The sequence below is a fragment of the Gluconacetobacter sp. genome, from assembly GCF_047721585.1.
Taxonomy (GTDB): Bacteria; Pseudomonadota; Alphaproteobacteria; order Acetobacterales; family Acetobacteraceae; genus Gluconacetobacter; species Gluconacetobacter dulcium.
The window spans coordinates 60,190-79,399 of the sequence record NZ_JBDNXE010000005.1 but is presented as its reverse complement, the minus strand read 5'-3'; the positions used below and the strand labels follow the sequence as shown (position 1 = coordinate 79,399).

Annotated in this window: 18 protein-coding genes; 9 read left to right on the top strand and 9 right to left on the bottom strand. The window is 65.7% G+C overall.

Features of this window, described 5'->3' with window-relative positions; translation table 11 throughout:
* On the bottom strand, positions 1 to 170 hold a 170-nt coding region (locus ABF821_RS02370; protein WP_415528948.1), incomplete at its 3' end, for a CoA-transferase.
* 124 nt (positions 171 to 294) lie between these two features.
* Positions 295 to 1,119 (bottom strand): shikimate dehydrogenase family protein, encoded by an 825-nt coding sequence (locus ABF821_RS02365; RefSeq protein WP_415528946.1) that lies wholly within the window; start codon positions 1,117 to 1,119, stop codon positions 295 to 297.
* Between the two features lie 156 nt (positions 1,120 to 1,275).
* Between ABF821_RS02365 and ABF821_RS02360 the strand changes: the two genes are divergently transcribed.
* Together ABF821_RS02360 and ABF821_RS02355 are read left to right on the top strand one after the other, a co-directional pair.
* Positions 1,276 to 3,075: an FAD-dependent oxidoreductase gene (locus ABF821_RS02360; protein ID WP_415528945.1), complete on the top strand. Its 1,800-nt coding sequence runs from the start codon at positions 1,276 to 1,278 to the stop codon at positions 3,073 to 3,075.
* Entirely contained in the window at positions 3,062 to 3,679 is a 618-nt protein-coding gene (locus ABF821_RS02355; RefSeq protein WP_415528944.1) for an NIPSNAP family protein, read from the top strand. Before ABF821_RS02360 ends, ABF821_RS02355 begins: the two co-directional genes overlap by 14 nt.
* Before the next feature lie 75 nt (positions 3,680 to 3,754).
* On the opposite strand, the gene pcaD is transcribed toward ABF821_RS02355, so the two are convergent.
* The 4 genes from pcaD to pcaH are packed head-to-tail and all read right to left on the bottom strand — an operon-like array spanning position 3,755 to position 7,609.
* Positions 3,755 to 4,930, bottom strand: coding sequence for a 3-oxoadipate enol-lactonase (gene pcaD, locus ABF821_RS02350; RefSeq protein WP_415528943.1), 1,176 nt, complete (start codon positions 4,928 to 4,930; stop codon positions 3,755 to 3,757).
* A 3-nt stretch (positions 4,931 to 4,933) separates the two neighbouring features.
* On the bottom strand, positions 4,934 to 6,316 hold the full coding sequence (gene pcaB, locus ABF821_RS02345) for a 3-carboxy-cis,cis-muconate cycloisomerase (protein ID WP_415528942.1): 1,383 nt from the start codon (positions 6,314 to 6,316) through the stop codon (positions 4,934 to 4,936).
* On the bottom strand, positions 6,309 to 6,908 hold the full coding sequence (gene pcaG / locus ABF821_RS02340) for a protocatechuate 3,4-dioxygenase subunit alpha (RefSeq protein ID WP_415528941.1): 600 nt from the start codon (positions 6,906 to 6,908) through the stop codon (positions 6,309 to 6,311). The genes pcaB and pcaG overlap by 8 nt, the downstream gene beginning before the upstream one ends.
* Complete coding sequence (pcaH, locus tag ABF821_RS02335) at positions 6,905 to 7,609, bottom strand: protocatechuate 3,4-dioxygenase subunit beta (RefSeq protein ID WP_415528940.1); 705 nt, start codon at positions 7,607 to 7,609, stop codon at positions 6,905 to 6,907. Before pcaH ends, pcaG begins: the two co-directional genes overlap by 4 nt.
* A 139-nt stretch (positions 7,610 to 7,748) precedes the next feature.
* On the opposite strand from pcaH, the gene ABF821_RS02330 reads away from it, so the two are divergent.
* Together ABF821_RS02330 and ABF821_RS02325 are read left to right on the top strand one after the other, a co-directional pair.
* Complete coding sequence (locus ABF821_RS02330) at positions 7,749 to 8,642, top strand: helix-turn-helix domain-containing protein (RefSeq protein ID WP_415528939.1); 894 nt, start codon at positions 7,749 to 7,751, stop codon at positions 8,640 to 8,642.
* Positions 8,643 to 8,700: 58 nt separating this feature from the next.
* Positions 8,701 to 9,492, top strand: a complete 792-nt coding sequence (locus ABF821_RS02325) for an IclR family transcriptional regulator C-terminal domain-containing protein (RefSeq protein ID WP_415528938.1) — start codon at positions 8,701 to 8,703, stop codon at positions 9,490 to 9,492.
* Between the two features lie 19 nt (positions 9,493 to 9,511).
* Here ABF821_RS02325 and ABF821_RS02320 read toward each other — a convergent pair whose 3' ends face one another.
* Positions 9,512 to 10,897: a carbohydrate porin gene (locus tag ABF821_RS02320; RefSeq protein WP_415528937.1), complete on the bottom strand. Its 1,386-nt coding sequence runs from the start codon at positions 10,895 to 10,897 to the stop codon at positions 9,512 to 9,514.
* Between the two features lie 534 nt (positions 10,898 to 11,431).
* On the opposite strand from ABF821_RS02320, the gene ABF821_RS02315 reads away from it, so the two are divergent.
* The 5 genes from ABF821_RS02315 to ABF821_RS02295 are packed head-to-tail and all read left to right on the top strand — an operon-like array spanning position 11,432 to position 17,801.
* Positions 11,432 to 12,313: an IclR family transcriptional regulator gene (locus ABF821_RS02315; protein ID WP_415528936.1), complete on the top strand. Its 882-nt coding sequence runs from the start codon at positions 11,432 to 11,434 to the stop codon at positions 12,311 to 12,313.
* 50 nt (positions 12,314 to 12,363) lie between these two features.
* On the top strand, positions 12,364 to 14,148 hold the full coding sequence (locus ABF821_RS02310; protein WP_415528935.1) for an FAD-dependent oxidoreductase: 1,785 nt from the start codon (positions 12,364 to 12,366) through the stop codon (positions 14,146 to 14,148).
* Positions 14,149 to 14,191: 43 nt separating this feature from the next.
* Entirely contained in the window at positions 14,192 to 15,010 is an 819-nt protein-coding gene (locus tag ABF821_RS02305; RefSeq protein WP_415528934.1) for a sugar phosphate isomerase/epimerase family protein, read from the top strand.
* A complete protein-coding gene (locus tag ABF821_RS02300; RefSeq protein ID WP_415528933.1) occupies positions 15,007 to 16,086 on the top strand; it encodes a Gfo/Idh/MocA family protein in 1,080 nt (359 codons plus the stop codon). Before ABF821_RS02305 ends, ABF821_RS02300 begins: the two co-directional genes overlap by 4 nt.
* 2 nt (positions 16,087 to 16,088) lie before the next feature.
* The gene (locus ABF821_RS02295) at positions 16,089 to 17,801 is read left to right on the top strand and encodes an FAD-dependent oxidoreductase (protein ID WP_415528932.1); all 1,713 of its coding nucleotides are present in this window, start codon (positions 16,089 to 16,091) and stop codon (positions 17,799 to 17,801) included.
* Between the two features lie 127 nt (positions 17,802 to 17,928).
* On the opposite strand, the gene fghA is transcribed toward ABF821_RS02295, so the two are convergent.
* Positions 17,929 to 18,753 carry an S-formylglutathione hydrolase gene (gene fghA, locus ABF821_RS02290; RefSeq protein ID WP_415528931.1) on the bottom strand — a complete coding sequence of 275 codons (825 nt, stop codon included), beginning with the start codon at positions 18,751 to 18,753 and terminating at the stop codon, positions 17,929 to 17,931.
* A gap of 26 nt (positions 18,754 to 18,779) precedes the next feature.
* A complete protein-coding gene (locus ABF821_RS02285) occupies positions 18,780 to 19,181 on the bottom strand; it encodes a VOC family protein (RefSeq protein WP_183007937.1) in 402 nt (133 codons plus the stop codon).
* Positions 19,182 to 19,210: the final 29 nt, after the last annotated feature.

Below are 19,210 nucleotides of genomic sequence, written 5' to 3'. Positions count from 1 at the left end.
GCCCCGGCATTGTTGGCGATGATGGTCAGGTCGCGCGCGCCCTGTTCGATCAGCCCCTCGATCAACGCATCCGGCTGACCGACGGAGCCGAAGCCCCCCACCATCACCACCGCGCCGTCACCGATGCCGGACAGAGCGTCCGCGATATCGCGGACTTCCTTGTTGATCATCGTTCCCGTGCCCTCTTCCGCGTGGCTCTTGCCCATTGTGCGACATGCGAACATCTGGGCGTTATATGAACATTATTCAGTCCTAACCGAACCTGCGAGCAAGAGCAGATACGCCATCTCCCGATCATGTGATCCTGTGCGCCCCTTCATCGGACAGGAAAAATTCCAGCATAAGCCGTTGAACAACCTCATACATCTGCGTTCCTGTCGCGGTGCTGCATCCCTTCTGTCTGGCCGCGGCAATCAGGGGGGTCAGAGCAGGTCGGGTGACGACATCACCGACCACCATGTCCGCACGCAATCCATCCACCCGCACCGGATACGGGTCGTCGGGCCGCATGCCGGCGGGGCTGGCATTGCAGATCATCGCATAGCCTTCCGGGTCCGCCGGCGCGCGATGCAGACGGGCCCGTGCCGCCAATCCCCCTTGGGCGAGACGATCGATCAACCGCATCACGCGACCCTCGTCGGAGTCACAGATACCCAGATCGGCAATGCCGGCTTCCAGCAACGCGCAGGCGATGGCGCTTCCGGCACCGCCGGCGCCGATCAGCAACGCGGAGGCTCCTGCGGGTTCGGCCCCGGCGTTGCGCTGCGCCTGCAAGAAGGCCGCACCGTCAAGCATGTCACCATGCCATCCGCCATCCTGCGCCCGCCGCGCCACGTTGGCAGCACCGAGAATACGACTGCGCCGGCTCAGGCTCCGACAAATCTCCGCTGTCGTGAATTTATGCGGAATCGTGGCGATGAATCCCCCTACATTCCGCATGGACAGCAACGCCCCCGTAAAGCCGGCGAAATCGTCCGGGACGACATGAGCCGGAATGCAGATCGCATTCGCGCCGCGTGCCTGAAATGCCTCCGTCATGCCCGCGGGTGATTTCACCTGAACGATCGGATCACCAATGATGGGATAGATGCTGGTTTTTCCGTCGATGTTCCAGACCATTGCCTTTCGCCTTCCTTAGTGACCGGTGGGCCTCATCCTAAAAATGGATTCGTTTTCCACACTTGAATCATTAATCGGAAAATGTTTCCATTAATAGCGTCGCGACGATCAGGTGCGTCCTGAAGACCGGGCGAAGAGGCAGATGGACGATCCAGCATGCATGCCGTGTCAGACTTGCATCCAGACGACACGCACCCCGCCGCCGAAACGGCGCATTGCGACGTTCTGGTCGCGGGATCGGGTGCAGCCGGCCTGATGGCCGCACTGACGGCGGCCCATGCCGGCTTATCGGTCATCGTGGCGGAGAAAGCCGCTCGGATCGGCGGCACTTCGGCACGATCGGGTGGATGGCTGTGGATTCCCGGCAATCCACAAAGCCGACGCGCGGGCCATGGCGGCACATCGGAGGAATGGCTCGCATATCTGCGAGACGTGCTGGGTACGCTCTATCACGCTCCCGGCGTATCAGATCGCCTGGAGCGGTATCTGAGCCAGGCCCCGGCCATGCTCGATTTCCTGGAACAGGAGACTGGCGTGTGTTTCGAGCCTGGCAGCCAGTCGCCCGATTTCCATGGCGAATCCCCCTGGGCCGCCACCGGATGGCGCTCCGTCGTGGCCAGCCCGTTCGATGGTCGGCAACTCGGCCCATTCCGCCACCAGATCGCCGATCCGATTCCCGAGATGACCCTTCTGGGCCTGGATCTTTCACCAGGGCACGATCTGAATGCCTTTCTTGCCGCCACCCGGTCGCTCCCAGCATTGATCCATAGCAGCCGGCGCCTTCTGCGGTTCGGTCGGGATGTCGTTCTTCATGGCCGCTCCACGCAGTATCGCAACGGCCATGCCCTGGTCGCCGCGCTGGCGGCAGAATGCCGAAAGCGCGGGGTGCGTTTCATGTGCTCGTCCCCGCTGCGGACACTTGTCCGTGACGGGCCGCGAATTGGCGGCGGCATGGTTCAGCCTGCGTCCGGCACCGTCGCGATCACGGCCCGCCATGCCGTCATTCTGGCCACAGGGGGTTTTCCGCACGATCCACAGCGCCAGGGCGCATTCTTCGCGCATGTTCGCGCCGGCACCGCCCATTGCTCCGCGGCCGCGCCGACCTGCACGGGAGACGGCCTGACATTGGGCGAAACCGTGGGGGGCATCGTCGATACCGCACTGGCCGAACCGGCGGCCTGGGCGCCGGTCTCGCGCGTTCCGGGCCGCGACGGCCACATGCGCCCGTTTCCACATCTGCTCGAACGGGCCAAACCGGGCGTGATCGCCGTCACGCGCGATGGACGGCGTTTCGTCAATGAAGCGTTGCCCTATCACGATGTCATGCGCGCGCTGTTCGCGGTCACACATCCAGGCGCGCCGTGCGAGGCATGGCTGGTCTGCGACCACCCTTTCATCGCCCGCTACGGGTTGGGGGCGGTCAAACCCTTTCCCTTTCCGCGCGGCGGCTGGCTCCGAAACGGCTACCTGAAGCGCGGCCGGACACTGGACGCGCTGGCATGCGCCTGCGGAATCGACGCAAAGGGCCTGGTCGAGACGGTCGAGCATTACAACGACGATGCCGCGTACGGTCGCGATACCCTCTTTCACCGTGGCGGCACCCCCTATCAACGCGCGCTGGGCGACGCCATGCACCGGCCCAATCCCTGCGTGGCCCCCATCCGGCAGGCGCCCTTTTACGCCGTGCGGATTGTACCCGGCAGCCTCGGCACCTTCGCCGGGCTGAAAACCGGGCCTTCAGCCGAGGTACTGGATACCGATGGCCGGCCCGTTCCCGGCCTGTATGCCGTCGGCAATGACATGGCCGGCATCATGCGCGGTGCCTATCCCTCGGGCGGCATCACGCTCGGCCCGGCCATGACGTTCGGCTGGCTGGCAGCCCGGCGGATCGCCACCCTTGCCGACCATACGGATACACCACTCACCACGAAGGAAACGCGTCATGAAACTCTTTGAACTGATCACACTGACCTTGCAGACGGCGACCACCGGAAGGGCCTTGCCCGCGCTGGAACAGGCGCTGACGGATCGTGCGCAGGCGGCCACGCTTCTGGGGTGCTGGACGACCGAGATCGGCGCCCTCAATCAGGTGATCGTATTGCGCGGCCACGCGGATGCGCAGGCGCTTCTGACCACCCGCCAGGCCATGCTCGATGCCCCCTCGCCGTTCGGCTGCGGCGAATGGCTGGTCCGGATGGAAACCGAAACCTTCGCCTCGTTTCCCTTCATGCCCGAAATCCTGCCCGGCTCCTACGGCCCGTTCTATGAACTGCGCAGCTACAGACTGAAACCGGGCGGCCTGCAACCGACCCTCGCCAAATGGCAGGCCGCCGTTCCCGGCCGTATCGCCTTTTCACCGCTGACGGCCGCCTTGTATGCGCTGGATGGCGAACCCCGCATCACGCATCTCTGGCCCTATGAAAGCCTGGATGCCCGTACTACCCAGAGAGCGGAGTCCGTCCGAGCCGGCGCGTGGCCGCCGAAAGGTGGGCCGGACTGGTTGCTGCCCGACATGCGGGCCACGATCATGCTGCCGACCGCCTTCTCTCCCCTTCAGTAGCAGCCCACGCACCGCCGGGCTCTCCATTCTGGAAAGCCCGGCAACGGGCAATCGCAATCCGCATACCGCGAAAGCTTATCCGTTTTTCTCCGCCGCCATCTCGGCCAGGATTTCCTTGGCGCATCGTATCGCACCATTGGCTTTCGGTATCCCGGCATAGACAGCGACATGCAGCAGAAGCTCGGCAATGTCCTCATCCGAGCAGCCGGTATTGCGCGAGGCCCGTACGTGAAGCGCAAACTCCTCTTCGCACCCCAGACCCGCCAGCAGGGCCAGGGTGACGATGGAGCGGGTCCTCCGGTCGAACTGCGGGCGGGACCATACCTGCCCCCAGGCGGTACGCGTGATGAATGTCTGGAAATATCTGTCGAAAGCGGTGATCCGGGTGGTAGAGCGTTCGACATGGGCCGTGCCCAGCACCGCGCGCCTCACGCCCATCCCCACCGCATACAAATCAGGCGCCATCTCGTCGTCACCCGCCGGCACGAGGAAATCCAGCAATACCTGGGCAACGGCATCGGGACGCTCGACGGTGGGGATATGCGACGCACGCGACAGAACCACCAGACGGGCGGATGGCAATGCCTCCGCCAGCGTCCGCGCGGCGGCGACAGGTGTGGACGGATCGTCCTCCCCCACCACGACCAGCGCGGGCAGCGTGATGGCGTGAAGACGCGCGCCCAGGTCACACACCGCCAGGGCTTCGCACGCCGCGGCATAGCCTTCCGGGTCGGTTCGCAGAAAAATCTGGCGCAGGCCCCGTGCCGCGGGGGTTTCCAATCCGGCCGGCGTGATCCAGCGCGCCATGACCGTATCGGCCATCCCGGCCAGTCCCGACGCCCGCACCGTCGCCGCCCGCTCGCGCCACGAGGCTTCGCTCGGAAAGGCCGGCGCGGTGTCGATCAGGGCCACGGACAGCAGACGATCCGGCGCGCGCAGCGCCATGGCCTGGGCGATCAGGCCGCCGATCGACACGCCGGCAACATGCGCGGTCCCGACACCCAGAACATCGAGAACCGCCAGGGCATCGGCCGCCAAACCCTCGATCGTGTAAGGCCCTGGCGTCACGCCGGTCAGCCCGTGCCCGCGCATATCCGGGCGAATCACCCGGAAATGGCGGGACAGGGCCTCCGTCATGCCATCCCAGATGTCCGATGACGTGCCGAGCGAATGCAGCAGCAGCAGCGCGGGCGCCCCCGGCGGTCCGTCCAGGCGGACATGCACGTTCAGATCGGGCAGTGTGACGAACATCGATCACTCTCCTCCGCGCCACGCCTGCAAGGCGCGGGTGCAGAATTCTTTTGCGTTTCCAAGATAATGCGCCGGGTCCATCAATTGTACGATCGCCTCGGCCGACAGGGCGCCGGTTACCCGGTCGTCCTGCTTCAGCACCTGCTCCAGCCCCACGCCGCGCGCCAATGCCGTGCGGCTGGCCTCTTCCAGCACATGATGCGCCGCTTCCTTGCCGATGCCGCGCGCCAGTTCCATGCTGACGGCCTCGGCCATCATGAGGCCATGGGTGCGGCCGAGATCGGCCTGCATGGCCGAGGGGTGGATCTCCATCCCCTCGACCGTCGCGGCCATCTGCGCCGCCGAGGCCGCCGTCAGGCGCAGCAGGGCGGGCAAGGTCTGCCATTCGGCGTGCCAGCCGCCCAATCCACGCTCATGCTCCTGCACCATGGCGGCCATCAGGGTCGCAACCAGACCAGGCGCCTGGGTAGCCACGGACAGGGCGATCGCGCAGCCGACCGGATTGCGCTTGTGCGGCATGGTCGAGGACCCACCCTGCCCCTTGCCGCCGGGCGGCAGCAATTCGGCGATTTCGGTCTGCATCATCAGGGACAGGTCGCGGGCCAGCTTGCCCAGCACACCGCACAGAACGCCCAGCGCGCCGCCGCATCCCGCCAGTTCGCCGCGAAGCGTATGCCAGGGCAGCGCGGGCAGCCGCAATTCAAGGCGCGTAGCCATCCCGCAGGCGATCTCCAGTCCCCGACCACCCAGCGACGCCAGCGTGCCCGCCGCACCGCCGAATTGCAGGCACGCGGCCCGCGCGACGGCGGCATCCACTTCGCGTCGCGCGGCAGACAGGGCGGTCAGCCAGCCTGCGGCCTTCAACCCCAGAGTGGTGGGTACGGCATGCTGCAACCATGTCCGGCCGGGCAGCACCGTCGCCGCGTGCGCCTCCACGATCGTGGCCAGCCCCGTTTCCAATCGCAGCAGATCGACACGGCAAGCATGAACGGCCGCGCGCAATTGCAGCACCGTCGCCGTATCGATCACGTCCTGGCTGGTCGCGCCCCAATGGACATAGCGGGCCGCCGCCGCGTCGCGTTGCGCCACGAGGGCCGTCAGGGCGGACACGAACGGAATGGCGATATTGCCCGCCCGCGCGGCCGCCGCCGCAAGGTCCGGAATGGCGAAGGCGTCAGGGTCGGCACAGCCGGCAATGATCCTGGCAGCATCCGCCGGCACCAGGCCAAGCGCGGCCTGGGCCTCAGCCAGCGCGACCTCGAACCGCAGCATGGCGTCCAGCCGCCCGCGATCGCCCAGGGCCGCAAGGGTCGCGGGGGTCGCGAACATGCCGTCCAGAAGTCTGTCGCCTCCGGCCGCGAACGAAGCGGGCATCGTGTCAGACATCGAAGAACACGGTCTCGTTTGCACCCTGAATATGGATATCGAACCGATAGACCGGCATGCCGTCCTGCTCGCCCTCACGGGTTGCCATCAGCGTCCCAACCCGATCGGACTCGACCAGACCCAGGATCGGATCGACGGCATTGCCCTCCGATTCCGGAAAATAGATCCGCGTCACCAGCCGACGCAGCAACCCACGCCCGAACAGGCCAAGCGCGATATGCGGCGCCTGCATGCTGTTGCCCGGCCCTGGCACCTGCCCCGGCCGCACGGTGTGGAACGCGAACATGCCGTCATCATCCGTCGGGCAGCGCCCGAAACCGATGAATGCCGGGTCGATCGGGCGATCCGTCTGACAATCCTCGGGATGATCGTAGCGGCCGGCGGCGTTCGCCTGCCAGATCTCCACCAGCGCGTCGGGGATCGGTGCGCCATCCGCGTCCAGCACGCGGCCGCGCACCACGATCCGCTCGCCCTGCACGCCCTCGCGCACCAGGTTCTCTCCTCCCTCCCACGGCAGGGCATAATGAAAGAATGGCCCGACCGTCTGCCATGGCGTCAGTCCCAGACGGGGCGGTGCAGTCACGTCGTTCATAGCGGGTTCTCCATCGGCGTCGCATCCCGGCCTCTCAGCACAACGTCGAAGACATAGCCGAGCGCCCATTCATTTTCCGTCGTATCAATATCGAAACGGGAAACCATGCGTCGTCGCGCATCGGCCGGCACCGCCCCCGCGATCGGATCGATGTCGATCAACGGATCGCCGGGGAAATACATCTGCGTGATCAGCCGCGTTGCGAACCCCGCGCCGAACAGCGAGAAATGAATATGCGCCGGGCGCCACGCGTTATGATGGTTACGCCAAGGATACGCGCCGGGCTTGATGGTCACAAACCGGTAACGCCCTTCCGCATCGGTCACGACTCGCCCCTGCCCGGTGAAGTTCGGGTCCAGCGGCGCGTCGTGCTGATCCTTTTTGTGGATATAGCGACCGGCGGCGTTACACTGCCACACTTCGACGACGGTATGCGGAACCGGGCGCCCCCGGTCGTCGAGAATACGACCGGATACGATGATCCGCTCGCCGATCGGGTCCCCCTTGCCCTGGCGGGTCATGTCATGAACCGGCGCGCGCAGCAGCCGATCCCCGAAATCGATCGGACCGGTCACTTCGGTCAATGTCTGCGGAATGCTGACCAGTTTCTGACGCGGCGAGCGCGGAACGGTGCTGACATATCCTGGATAGAGCGACGGTGGCTCGGAGAGATTTTGCGGAGAATATTGGAGCACATCCATCTTTTTATTTCCTTTCCGCTCCCGGCCCCACCTGTGCGGTCAGGCCCGATGAACGCACAATGGGGTGCGGCGCCGTCATAGTCGATGCACAAAGCCTTCCCGACTTGCAGTTTTCGGACAATTCACGACAATGCGACCCATGACCGGACCGGATGGAGAAACAGCCGATAAAACCAGGACAGATCGCGACCCTTTCCTGATCCACGACGGGATCGACCATGCCGGTCTGCGGTATTTCCTGGACATCGAACCGCTGGAGCGCCGCTCGCGCCCCGCGAACTGGCGCGTACGCCGCCACAGCCACGCGGCGCTGGCGCAGATTTTCGTGCTGGCGTCCGGTGGCGGACTGATCGAACTGGATGGGGTCAGCCAGGATTTCCTGGCCCCCGGCTTCATCTGGGTTCCCGCCGGCGCGCCCCATTCGCTGGCCTACCACCCCCGCACGCACGGGCATGTGATCACGGTCGGGCTCGGCCATCTTGTCGCTCTCGCGGACCGCACCCGCACCATCGCGCCTCTTCAGGCCGGGCCGCGCCCCGTCGCGACCGACATCGCGGAATTCGACCGCATCGTCGCGTTGTCCCAGCTTCAGCCGAAAATCGAAGACGCGCTGTCGGACACGGTGCGCAACGCAACCGCGCAGATCATCCTGGCGACCGTCTGCCGCCTGCTGCACGCCGCCGATACCCCACCTCCAACCCGGCGCGACGCCGCGCTGGTCCTGGCATTCCGCACCCTGATCGAACGGGATTTCACCGCGCATGCCACGCTCGAAACCTATCTTGCGACGCTGAACACCACGGAACGTACGCTGCGCCGGGCCTGCATCCGCGTGAGCCAGCAGACCCCCAAGGACATCATCCAGAGCCGGATCGCGGCGGAAGCCCGGCGTCTGCTGCTGTTTTCCGGCCTCAGCGCCGCCCAGATCGCAGCACGGCTGGGCTTCAGCGATCCGGCCTATTTCTCGCGCTGGTTCCGCGCCAGGGAAGGCGTCACGATCCGCGCCTTCCGACAGGAGCGACAGACCGGCTGAGACGTTCGGCTCCCTTGCCCGTTCAATCCTTCTCGGGCAAAAAGTGGCGATGGCCACAATGGACGACCGCACCGGCGAGCCGGCTGAAAACCGCGATTTCGTGACCGCCCTCGCGCGGGGGCTGGACGTCCTGCGCGTCTGCGCGCAGGAACGCGACGGCATCACGCTGGCCGCCGTGGCGCAACGGGTCGACCTGCCGCGCGCCGCGGCGCGCCGTGCCCTGCTCACGCTGGTCGCCACCGGGTACCTGACCCAATCCGGGCGACTGTTTCAGGTCACCCCCCGCGTCCTCGACCTGTCGGCCGGCATGAAGGATCTGCCGCTACCCCGGCTGGCCCAGCCGATTCTCAACGGCCTCAGCCAGACACTGGGCGAAAGCGCATCGCTGGCAATCCTGGACGGCAGGGACATCCTGTATATCGCCCGCACGGAAACCCGTCGCATCCTGGCCGTCGATCTCAGCATCGGTGCCCGTCTCCCCGCATGGTGTACGTCCATGGGGCGGGTCCTGCTGGCCGCCCTCCCCGACGATGAGCGCCCGCGTCACATGCCGGCCACGCTCGACGCCCGCACCTCCCGCACCATCACCGACCCGGCGGCCCTGGCCGATCTGTTCTCGCAGATCCGGCATGACGGATACTGCATCCAGGACCAGGAACTCGAAACCGGCCTCCGCTCGGTTGCGGCCCCTGTACGCGGACCGGACGGGCGCGTCGTCGCCGCCCTGAATGTCAGCACGCAGGCCACGCGCACTCCAATGCGCGATCTGCGTAAATTCGTGGTACCGGCGGTGGTCGATGCCGCCATGGCGGTCAGCCGCGCCCTGCGCGGACAGGCCCGCACGGCCTGACGGCTTCCCGACCGGAGGCTCAGAACTGGGCCAGCAGCCGGAAACCCGCCTCCAATGCGTTCGGGTAGGTACGGTTGGCATCCGGATGCACGATATATTGAAGATCCGGCAACAGCTTGAGCCCGCGCGTGATGAAGGCGGTATAGGTCAGTTCCAGAACCTGGAAGTTCGATTGCGGCAATTTCACGCCGCCCCGCAGGGTCGTGTAGCCCAGATCCTGCTGCATCTCCTGATAACGGGTGATCTTCCTGTTCACGTTCTGCCATGACCAGAACAGCGAGATCGCATCCGTCACCCGACTGGGAAACATCCCCTGCGAGATGATGCCCAGCGTATATTGGCTCTGCCCAGGCAATGATGCCCCCTGATCCCAGCCAGCCATCCCGAACAGAATCAGCCCCTGGTCCTTTGCCGCCCCGAACCGCGCGACCATCTGGTCGGCTCCGACATACCACGCCCCCCGCTGCCGCTCGATCCGTGGCGCCCTGTGCGAGATCAGGATCGGACTGCCATCAAAAGCCGTGAACGGGTCGGGATGGTTGGAGGTATCGATATAACCGCCGATCTTGTAATGCCCGGTCAATCTGTCATGCCCAAGCGCCGGTTCCCAGCCAAGTTCGACCGGCACGACATAACCCAGCGGCTTGAAAGAGAAATTGAAACCGGCCCGCCCGCCTTCGGTGGCCGACGCCTCGAAGAACCCGGCCTGGGCATACAGGCCGTGACCGGGATTGAGGCGCGCCGTCATGCCCCATTGCGAGAACGGCCACGACCGCCATTTCGACCCCACCGACAGACCCGTCGGATGGGCACAGATCACGCTGTTCAGCGCATAGCATCCGAAATAAGACGTGCCGTATTTCAGATTGGCCGGCATGCGGCCGAAATCGATCGTCAACTTCTTATCGAACAGCGTCTTCTCGAAATACATATAGACCAGCTTGTACAGGACATTGCCCCCTACGCCGTAATCCTGCTGCGGCTGGATCAACCCTGTCTTGCCAAGATAATCGGTCGCCACGCTGCGGCCGGCACGCTGGACGCCCAGCATGTGGAACGACCATCCCTGCATGCCGAACAATTTGTTCAGATCGAAATCGGTTCCCATGACCACCTGATGGGAATAGTCGAAGCCGGTCCTGCGTCCGCCGACCGCGTTTGCCACGCCTTCGGCCATGTAACTGAGCGTGAAATCGAACCCCGCCTTGGACAGGCGCTGGCGCCAGCCACCGATCGACCCGAGCAGACGATCGTTCGCGGGCACCACACGTACCTCGGTCCAGGACGATCCCAGCGCCGATGCCGAAACACCGGTTTTCGCCAGATCCTGCTGCGACGCGGCGGTGCTGTCCTGCACGGCTCCCCGAACGTCGCGCAAAAGCCGTTCCGTGACACGATCCGTCACGGCAGCCACCTGCATCGGCTGGATGCCATCGTCACTCCGGCCCGCCTGCGCGCGCAAGGACGATTGACGATGTGGGCCACGCCCGCCTGCCATCGCATGCGTGCCGGCTGGCCGCCGCACAGGATCAGCGGCCTGTTCCGTTCCGGCCCCCACAGCAGCGGCGGGAACGCCGAAACAGGAAAGAGCGGCACCGAACAGTACCGCCCGTGAAAAAAGAGAGAACGACATCGGCAGGAACCATTTCTATCAGACGGAGCAAATCCTGGAATCAGGCTCGGCGTGAAAGCCCGGAGCCTCTATCGCCGCGGCGGCGCTCCATGTCGCATATGACCGTCCTCGACAGAATATTTTCTTGCACAGAAAAGATATTTCATAACCACGCCTCTTTTTGAGGTTCTTGCTCCTGCCCCATCTCCGAGTCTCCGGCGTCGATCGCCAAAGTGGAAACACGATGCAGAGATAGAAATTGATATCGGAAACATTTTCCACTATCAATCCCTATCAGATCGCCATCCTCCTGCCGTGAAGAACCCGATGAGCCTCAAACCCGATTTGCGCCGCACCGCCCCTTCCACCAGCCCGGCCGCCAGCAGCGACGCAAAAGCCACCCCGTCCGGGGTCATGAAACGGACCCTTGCAATCATCGAGCTGCTCTCGCGCCATGCCGCAGGGTTGCCGATCTCTTCGATCAGTTCCGACCTCGGCATCCCGCTCAGCGCCACCCACCGCCTGACAGCGGACCTCCAGACCCTGGGCTATGTGCATCAGGAGGGCGGCGCGGGCGGGCGCTACAAACTGACGATGAAGCCCGTGTCCATCGCCTTCACGTTTCTGGCATCCTGCGGCATCACCGATCTGGCCCAACCGCTGCTCGACCGTCTGGCCGCCGAAAGCGGCGAACTGGTCCGGCTCGCCGTACCCGACGGGCAGAAACTGACATGGATCGCCAGGGCGCAGGGCAGCCGCAGCGGGCTGAAATACGACCCGGAAATGGGCCAGGTGGCCCATCTCTCCTCCACGGCGACCGGCATTGCGTGGCTGGCCGCCATGCCCGACGGGGTCGCGGTCAAGCTGGCGGATGAGCAGGGCTACGGCAATCCGGCCGATGGGTATGGGCCAAACGTCGCGCGGGACGGCAAGCAGTTGCTGTCCCTGCTGCGGCTGACCCGCAAACGCGGCTTCAGCGTCACCATCGCGACCTTCGCGCCGTGGATGACGGCCATCGCTTGCGTCATCCGCTCGCGCTCCACCGGCGAGGCCATCGGCACGCTGAGCATCGCCGGCCCGACACTGCGCATTTCCGAAGCGCGGGCGATCGAACTCGGCGCCATCCTGGTCGAAACCGCGCGCGAGTTGGGAGACATGCAGATCGTACCAAAAGATATCTCCTACACGCCGCAGAATATCTCCTTCTGAGCCACGCGCCTCCCCTTCCCACCACAGACGTGACGACAAGAGGTCGAAGCATGCCCAGGTCACACCAGCCCGCCCGCCCCACACCGGGCACGTCCGATATCACGACGACCGATCTGCTTGTGATCGGTGGAGGCGCCGGCGGCATGAGCACCGCGCTGTTCGCCCGGCGACGCGGCCTGGATGTTCTCCTGTGCGAGAAGACCGATCAGGTCGGCGGCATCACATCCACCTCCGGCGGCACGATCTGGGCGCCCGGAACGGCTCTGTCCGAAACCGTTGGCCCCCGCGACCGCACCGACGATGCCCGTCGCTTCCTCCGGTCCGTGGTGGGCGACCGGGGTGGCGAAGCCCTGCGGGAAGGCTTCCTGCAAGCCGCCCCCGCCGCCATTGCCGAACTGCACGATCATACCGACGTCAAACTCGCCGCCGCCGCCGCCCATCCCGACTATCTCGACGGGCCGGGCTCCGCCCATGGCGGTCGCGCCCTGGCCCCCCTGCCGTTCGACGGGCGGGAACTCGGGGCGGATTTCGTCCGGGTCCGGCCGCCCCGCCGCGAATTTCTCGCTCCCGGCGGGATGATGGTCGGGCGCAACGAACTGGATGCGTTGCTGAAGCCTTTTTCGTCATTCTCCCATCTCCGGCAGACGCTGTCGCTCTTCCTGCGGCTGGCGTCCGATCGCAGGGCTTATGCGCGCGGCACGCGCCTGGTCATGGGCAACGCCCTCGTCGCGCGGCTGCTGCTCAGCCTGCGCAAGCACGGAGTGCCGATCCTGTTCGAATGGTCGCTGACCGATCTGCTGGTCACCGACGGCCGCGTGACAGGCGCGACGTTCCATACCCCGGAGGGAGACCGCACCATTCTCGCCCGCAAGGGCGTGGTCCTGGCGACAGGCGGCATCGCGACCAATGCCACCCTGCGCGATCGGCTGTTTCCACTGCGGAATATGAAATCTCTCGCCCCGGCCACCAATTCCGGCGACGGGGTGGAGGCAGGACTGCGCGCGGGGGCCGGCCTCGACAACGGCGGCGACAGCCCGGCGCTATGGATGCCCTGTTCCAGCCGGCGCCTGAAGGACGGTACGGACCTGACCTGGCCGCATATCATTCTGGACCGCGCCAAGCCCGGCCTGCTGGCCGTCGACGGCGCGGGCCGCCGTTTTGTCAACGAGTCCAATTCCTATCACGATTTCTGCATGGGCATGATTGCCGACAACCGCCGAACCGCCTGCATGCCCGCCTGGTTGATCTGCGATCGCGCCTTTCTGCGCGAATACGGCCTGGGCATGGTCTGGCCGGGAATGCGCCGCATCGGGCACCTGATCCGCGCCAGATATCTGTTCCGCGGCCGGACGATCGACGAACTGGCCCGCGCCATCGGCGTCGATGCCGCCACGCTGCGCGAAACCGTCGCGCGGTACAACACCCTGGCGCAAAACGGCGCCGATACAGATTTCGGGCGCGGTTCCTCAGCCATGAACCGCTTCAATGGCGATGCGCGCTGCACGCCCAATCCGTGCCTCCGCCCCGTAGGAGCCGGCCCCTATTTCGCGATGGCCGTCCTGCCCGCCGACCTCGCGACCAGCGCCGGCCTGACCGGCGATCCCGACGGCCGCGTAACCGACGAAAGCGGACAGCCGATCGCGGGTCTCTATGCCTGCGGCAACGATCTGACCTCCCTGTTCCGGGGCACCTATCCCGGCCCCGGAACCACGCTTGGCCCAGCCCTGGTCATGGCCTGGCGCATCGCCAACCATGTCGCCGGCGGCACCGCCCTCACGGCGCAAACGGCGACAGCCACCGCCCCCATGGCGAGCGCGGAATTGTCCCTTCAGTAAAGCCGGCACCTGACCAGACAAGAACAAAAAAAAGGACAATGGCATGACGCGTCCGATTTCCCTGGCATGGCTCACGACCGCGCCCATGAACCCCGTCGAGATGCTCCCTCTGGCCCGCCGGATCGGATATACGGGCGTCGGCCTGCGCGCCCTTCCCGCCGCGCCGGGCGAAACGCTGCCCCCTCTGCTGACAGATCCGTCGTTCCACCGGCAAATCCGCGACCTGGCGCGACAGGAGGCCATCCGGGTCACCGACATGGAAATCGTGCGGATTGCGGACAGGTTTCGCGCCGCCGACATCGAACCCTTCCTCGATCTGTGTGCCGACCTGTCGGTCCCCCATATTCTGGTCGCGGGCGATGACGCGGATCTGTCGCGTCTGGCCTCGTCCTTTGCCGATCTCTGCGCATTGGCCGCCCCGCGCGGCATCTCGCCGGCCCTGGAATTCATGCCCTGGACAGCCGTCCGCGACGCCCGCACCGCCCTGTCCGTCGTCACGACGGCGGCAGCGGACAACGGCACCATCATCGTCGATACGCTGCACGTCGCCCGCTCGGGCACGACCACCGACGATCTGCGCAACATCCCGCGCGACCGACTGGCCTATGTCCAGATCTGCGACGCGCCGGCCGACATTCCCGCCACGCGCGAGGGACTGATCCATACGGCCCGGCAGGCCCGCCTGCTGCCCGGCGACGGCGGGATCGACCTGCCGGCCATCCTCGCGTCGCTCCCGCCCGATCTGCCCGTCAGCGTCGAAATCCCCAATCAGGCCGCACATGTTCAGCAGGGCGCGTCACACTGGGCCAGCATGGCCTTCGATTCGACCTCCGCCCTTCTGCGCACCGGAAGGCCGGCATGACGTCGGACCATGTCAGCAACGTGCTGCTGGTCGGTGCCGGTGCCATCGGTCGTCTGCATGCACGGGAAATGCGGGCCTGTACGTTCTGCACCCTGTCCGGCGTGGTCGATCCCACAGCGGAAGGGCACGCCTGGGCCGATTCCATCGGCGTCGCATGGTTTCCCACCCTGGCCGATGCCCTGGCGGCCGGCCGGCCCGACGCCGCCATCCTCGCCACCCCCAACCCTACCCACCGGCCACTCGCCCTCGACCTGATCGAATCGGGCATCGTCACACTGGTGGAAAAGCCGATCGCCAGCACGCTTGACGACGCCCAGGCGATCGTCGATGCGTCCCACGCCACGGCCGTTCCCGTTCTGGTCGGCCACCATCGCCGCCACAACCCGATCATCCGCACGGCCCACGACCTGATCGGACAAGGCAGACTGGGGCGGATCGTCTCCGTCGCCGTGCTGGCAATGTTCCGCAAGCCCGACGATTATTTCGCGGCGACGTGGCGACGCGAGGCGGGTGGCGGCCCGATCCTGATCAACCTGATCCACGAAATCGACCTGGTGCGCCATCTCTATGGCGAAATCGTCTCCGTCCATGCCATGACCAGCAACGCAACACGCGGTTTCGCGGTCGAGGACACGGCATCCGTCCTGCTGCGCCTGGACGGCGGCGCGTTGGTGACGATCGCGCTGAGCGACTGCACCGCCGCACCGTGGAGCTGGGACCTGCAATCGGGCGAAATCGACTCCTATCCCTCCCCCGCCGCGCCTGTCACCACGTCCGTCATCGCCGGCAGCGCAGGCTCCCTCGCCCTGCCCGCTCTCGATCTCTGGCATTATCAGCAACGACAGGATTGGTACGAACCGCTGACGCGCGAAACGACGGGTTACCGCAAGGAAAGTCCCTATGTCGCACAATTGCGCAATCTCTGCGCCGTGGCGCGCGGCACCGAACGCCCGGTCGTCGATGCCCGCGAAGGGCTGCTGACACTGCGCGCCACCCTCGCCGTAACGGATTCCGCACGATCCGGCACCACAATCACCTTGTCTTCGTCTTCCAACACCCCCTGCGAGGGATCATGAGCATGTCCGCAGCACACGCGCGGGTCGAACAGTGCGACCTGCTCGTCATCGGGTCCGGCGCCGCCGGCCTCTGCGCGGCGGTTACCGCCGCCCATCGCGGCCTGAAGGTCGTCGTCGCCGAGAAGGAGCCGGTTCTGGGCGGCTCGACCGCCTGGTCCGGCGGCTGGATGTGGGTGCCCTGCACACGCTACGCCCGGCGCGATGGCAATATGGAAGGGCTGGACGGCCCGGAAACCTACCTGCGTCACGAACTGGGCGATCGCTTCGACGAAGATCGTGTCCGCGCCCTGCTGGAGGCCGGCCCCAGGATGGTCGATTTCCTGGACGACGAAACCGATGTCACGTTTCAATCCGGCACCTGGATCTGCGACATTCACGGCCACACCCCTGGCGCCGGCACCGGCTCGCGCTCCGTGGTCGCGGCACCGATCGACGGACGCAAACTCGGCACGCTCTGGCCGCTGCTGCGCCGACCGATGCGCGAGACGACGCTTGCCGGCATGGGTATCCAGGCCGGTCCCGACCTGCGCGCCTTTCTCAACGCGACCCGCTCGCCCAGGGCCGGCCTGCATGTGCTGTCGCGGATCGGCCGGCACCTGTTCGACCTCCTCCGCTACGGCCGCGGGACGCATCTGGTCAATGGCGGCGCACTGGTCGCCCGCCTGATGCTGTCAGCCGCGAAGGCCGGGGTACGCCTGTTGCCCTCCAGCCCGGCACGGGCCCTGATCGTCGAACACGGCCGGGTGGTCGGCGCGCATCTGACGACGAACGGGGGCGATCTGACGGTCCGTGCGCGCGCCGGCGTCATCCTCGCCACCGGCGGCTTTCCCCACGACATCGCCCGTCGCAAGGCCCTGTTCCCGCACACGCCGACCGGCCATGAACATTGGACCGTCGCGGCTCCGGGAACGTCCGGCGATGGCCTGTCGCTCGCGGAATCCGTCGGCGCGGACATCGATACCGCTCTCGCGTCGCCTGCCGCGTGGTGTCCCGTTTCCCTGGTGCCCTTTCGCGACGGCACCACAGGCCATTACCCGCATATCATCGAACGCGCCAAACCGGGCATCATCGCCGTGCGTGCCAACGGCCGGCGCTTCGTCAACGAGGCCGACGGCTATTACGATTACATCACCAGCCTGTTCCGGGCCCTCGCCCCCGGCGAGGCACCCGTTTCATGGCTGATCTGCACACGATCCTTCCAGCGTCGGTGGGGTCTGGGCTTTTCACGACCCGCGCCCTTTCCGTTGCGCCCGTTCGTCCGCTCCGGCTACATCGTCCAAGCCGCGACCCTTCACGAACTGGCCGCCAAATGCGGCATTTCCCCCGAAGGACTGGAGCATACGGTGCGCGAATACAACCTGCACGCGCGGCAGGGCAACGACCCGGCATTCGGCCGGGGCTCCACCCCTTTCAACCGCTCCGGCGGAGACCCCACCCGCACGCCCAATCCCTGTCTGGCGCCGATCGAGAAAGGCCCCTATCTCGCGCTACGCATCGTTCCGGGCAGTTTCGGTACATTCGCCGGCATCCGCGCCGACGCGCGGGCACGGGTCCTGAATACGGAAGGCAAACCCATTCCCGGCCTCTGGGCGGCCGGGTCCGATCAGGCCAGCGTGATGGCGGGATTCTATCCTTCCGGCGGAATCAATCTCGGTCCCGCCATGACCTTTGGCTACATCGCGGCTCAGGACGCAGCGGCTCATTCTTCCGCCTGACGCACAATACAAGAGGTGATGTCGCGCAATCCGTTGATCGCGGCACCGCATCACGCTGCCGACGCCCCCTGCGTCCGTCCGGCGGGCCAGCCCATGTCATCGCGGGCTGGCCTGCCCGAAAGGCCTTTCAACAGAATCTGGCGAAATGCCGCAGATGGTCCTCGATGAAACTGGCGATAAAATAATAACTGTGATCGTAACCGGGCCGGAGATTCAGAATCAGTTCATGGGCCGCCTCCTGCGCGGCAGCCTGTAACAGTTCCGGCCTGAGCTGTTCCGCCAGAAAGCTGTCCGCCATCCCCTGGTCGATCAGGATCGGCAGCCGCTCTTTCACCGTGCGGATAAGCGCAATCGGATCGTACGCCGCCCAGGCGGAACGATCCGGACCAAGATACGCACTGAAGGCCTTCTCACCCCAGGGAACCTGCGTCGGCGCCACGATCGGCGAAAAAGCGGACACGGAGCGATAACGCCCCGCGTTGCGCAGTGCGATCATGATGGCGCCGAAGCCCCCCATGGAATGTCCGCTGATCCCCCGCACCTGGGTCACAGGAAAATGCGCTTCGATCAATGCCGGCAATTCGGTGACGATGTAATCGTACATGCGGTAATGGGCCGCCCACGGCTCCTGCGTCGCATTGACATAGAAGCCCGCACCCTGCCCGAGGTCGTAGGTATCACGATCCGCCACATCCGCACCGCGCGGGCTGGTGTCCGGCGCGACGATCGCGATACCCAGTTCCGCCGCGACACGCTGCGCGCCGGCTTTGGTGATAAAGTTCTGCTCCGTGCAGGTCAGGCCGGAGAGCCAGTAAAGAACAGGAACCTTTTTGTCCTGCGCCTGCGGAGGCAGATAGATGGCGAAATCGGCATCCACCCCCAGCGATGCGGACCGATGCCGCCAGACTTGCTGCGTTCCCCCGAAGGAGAAATGTGCTTCCCTGCTTTCCATGGCTCTCGCGACCTTATTGCAGACTGTCAGTTGCCATCCGTAAAGGTGTAGCTGCACACCTTGTTCCCTGCCGGGTCCCGCAGATACGCGGCATAGGCACCGGGCAGATGGCTGCGCGGCCCCGGCGCGCCCTCGTCCGTTCCGCCATTGGCAAGGCCGGCGGCATGGAAGGCATCGACCTCGGCGGTCGTGGCGGCCGCAAAGCCGATGGTCACACCATTGCTCGATGGCGCCTCGCCGTCGCCAGGACGCGCGATGATGAAGGCCGGCTTTTCCCGGCCATATAGAATCCAGCCGTGCCCGAACGGCCCGAGATTCCTGATACCCAGGGCGCCAAGTGCCGCATCATAGAACGTCGCCGACAGTGCGGTATCGACCGCACCAAGGAAAACATGGGAAAAAACGCCGTCACCCGAAATGACTGCCATGATCGATCTCCTATGGTCTTTCGACCGTT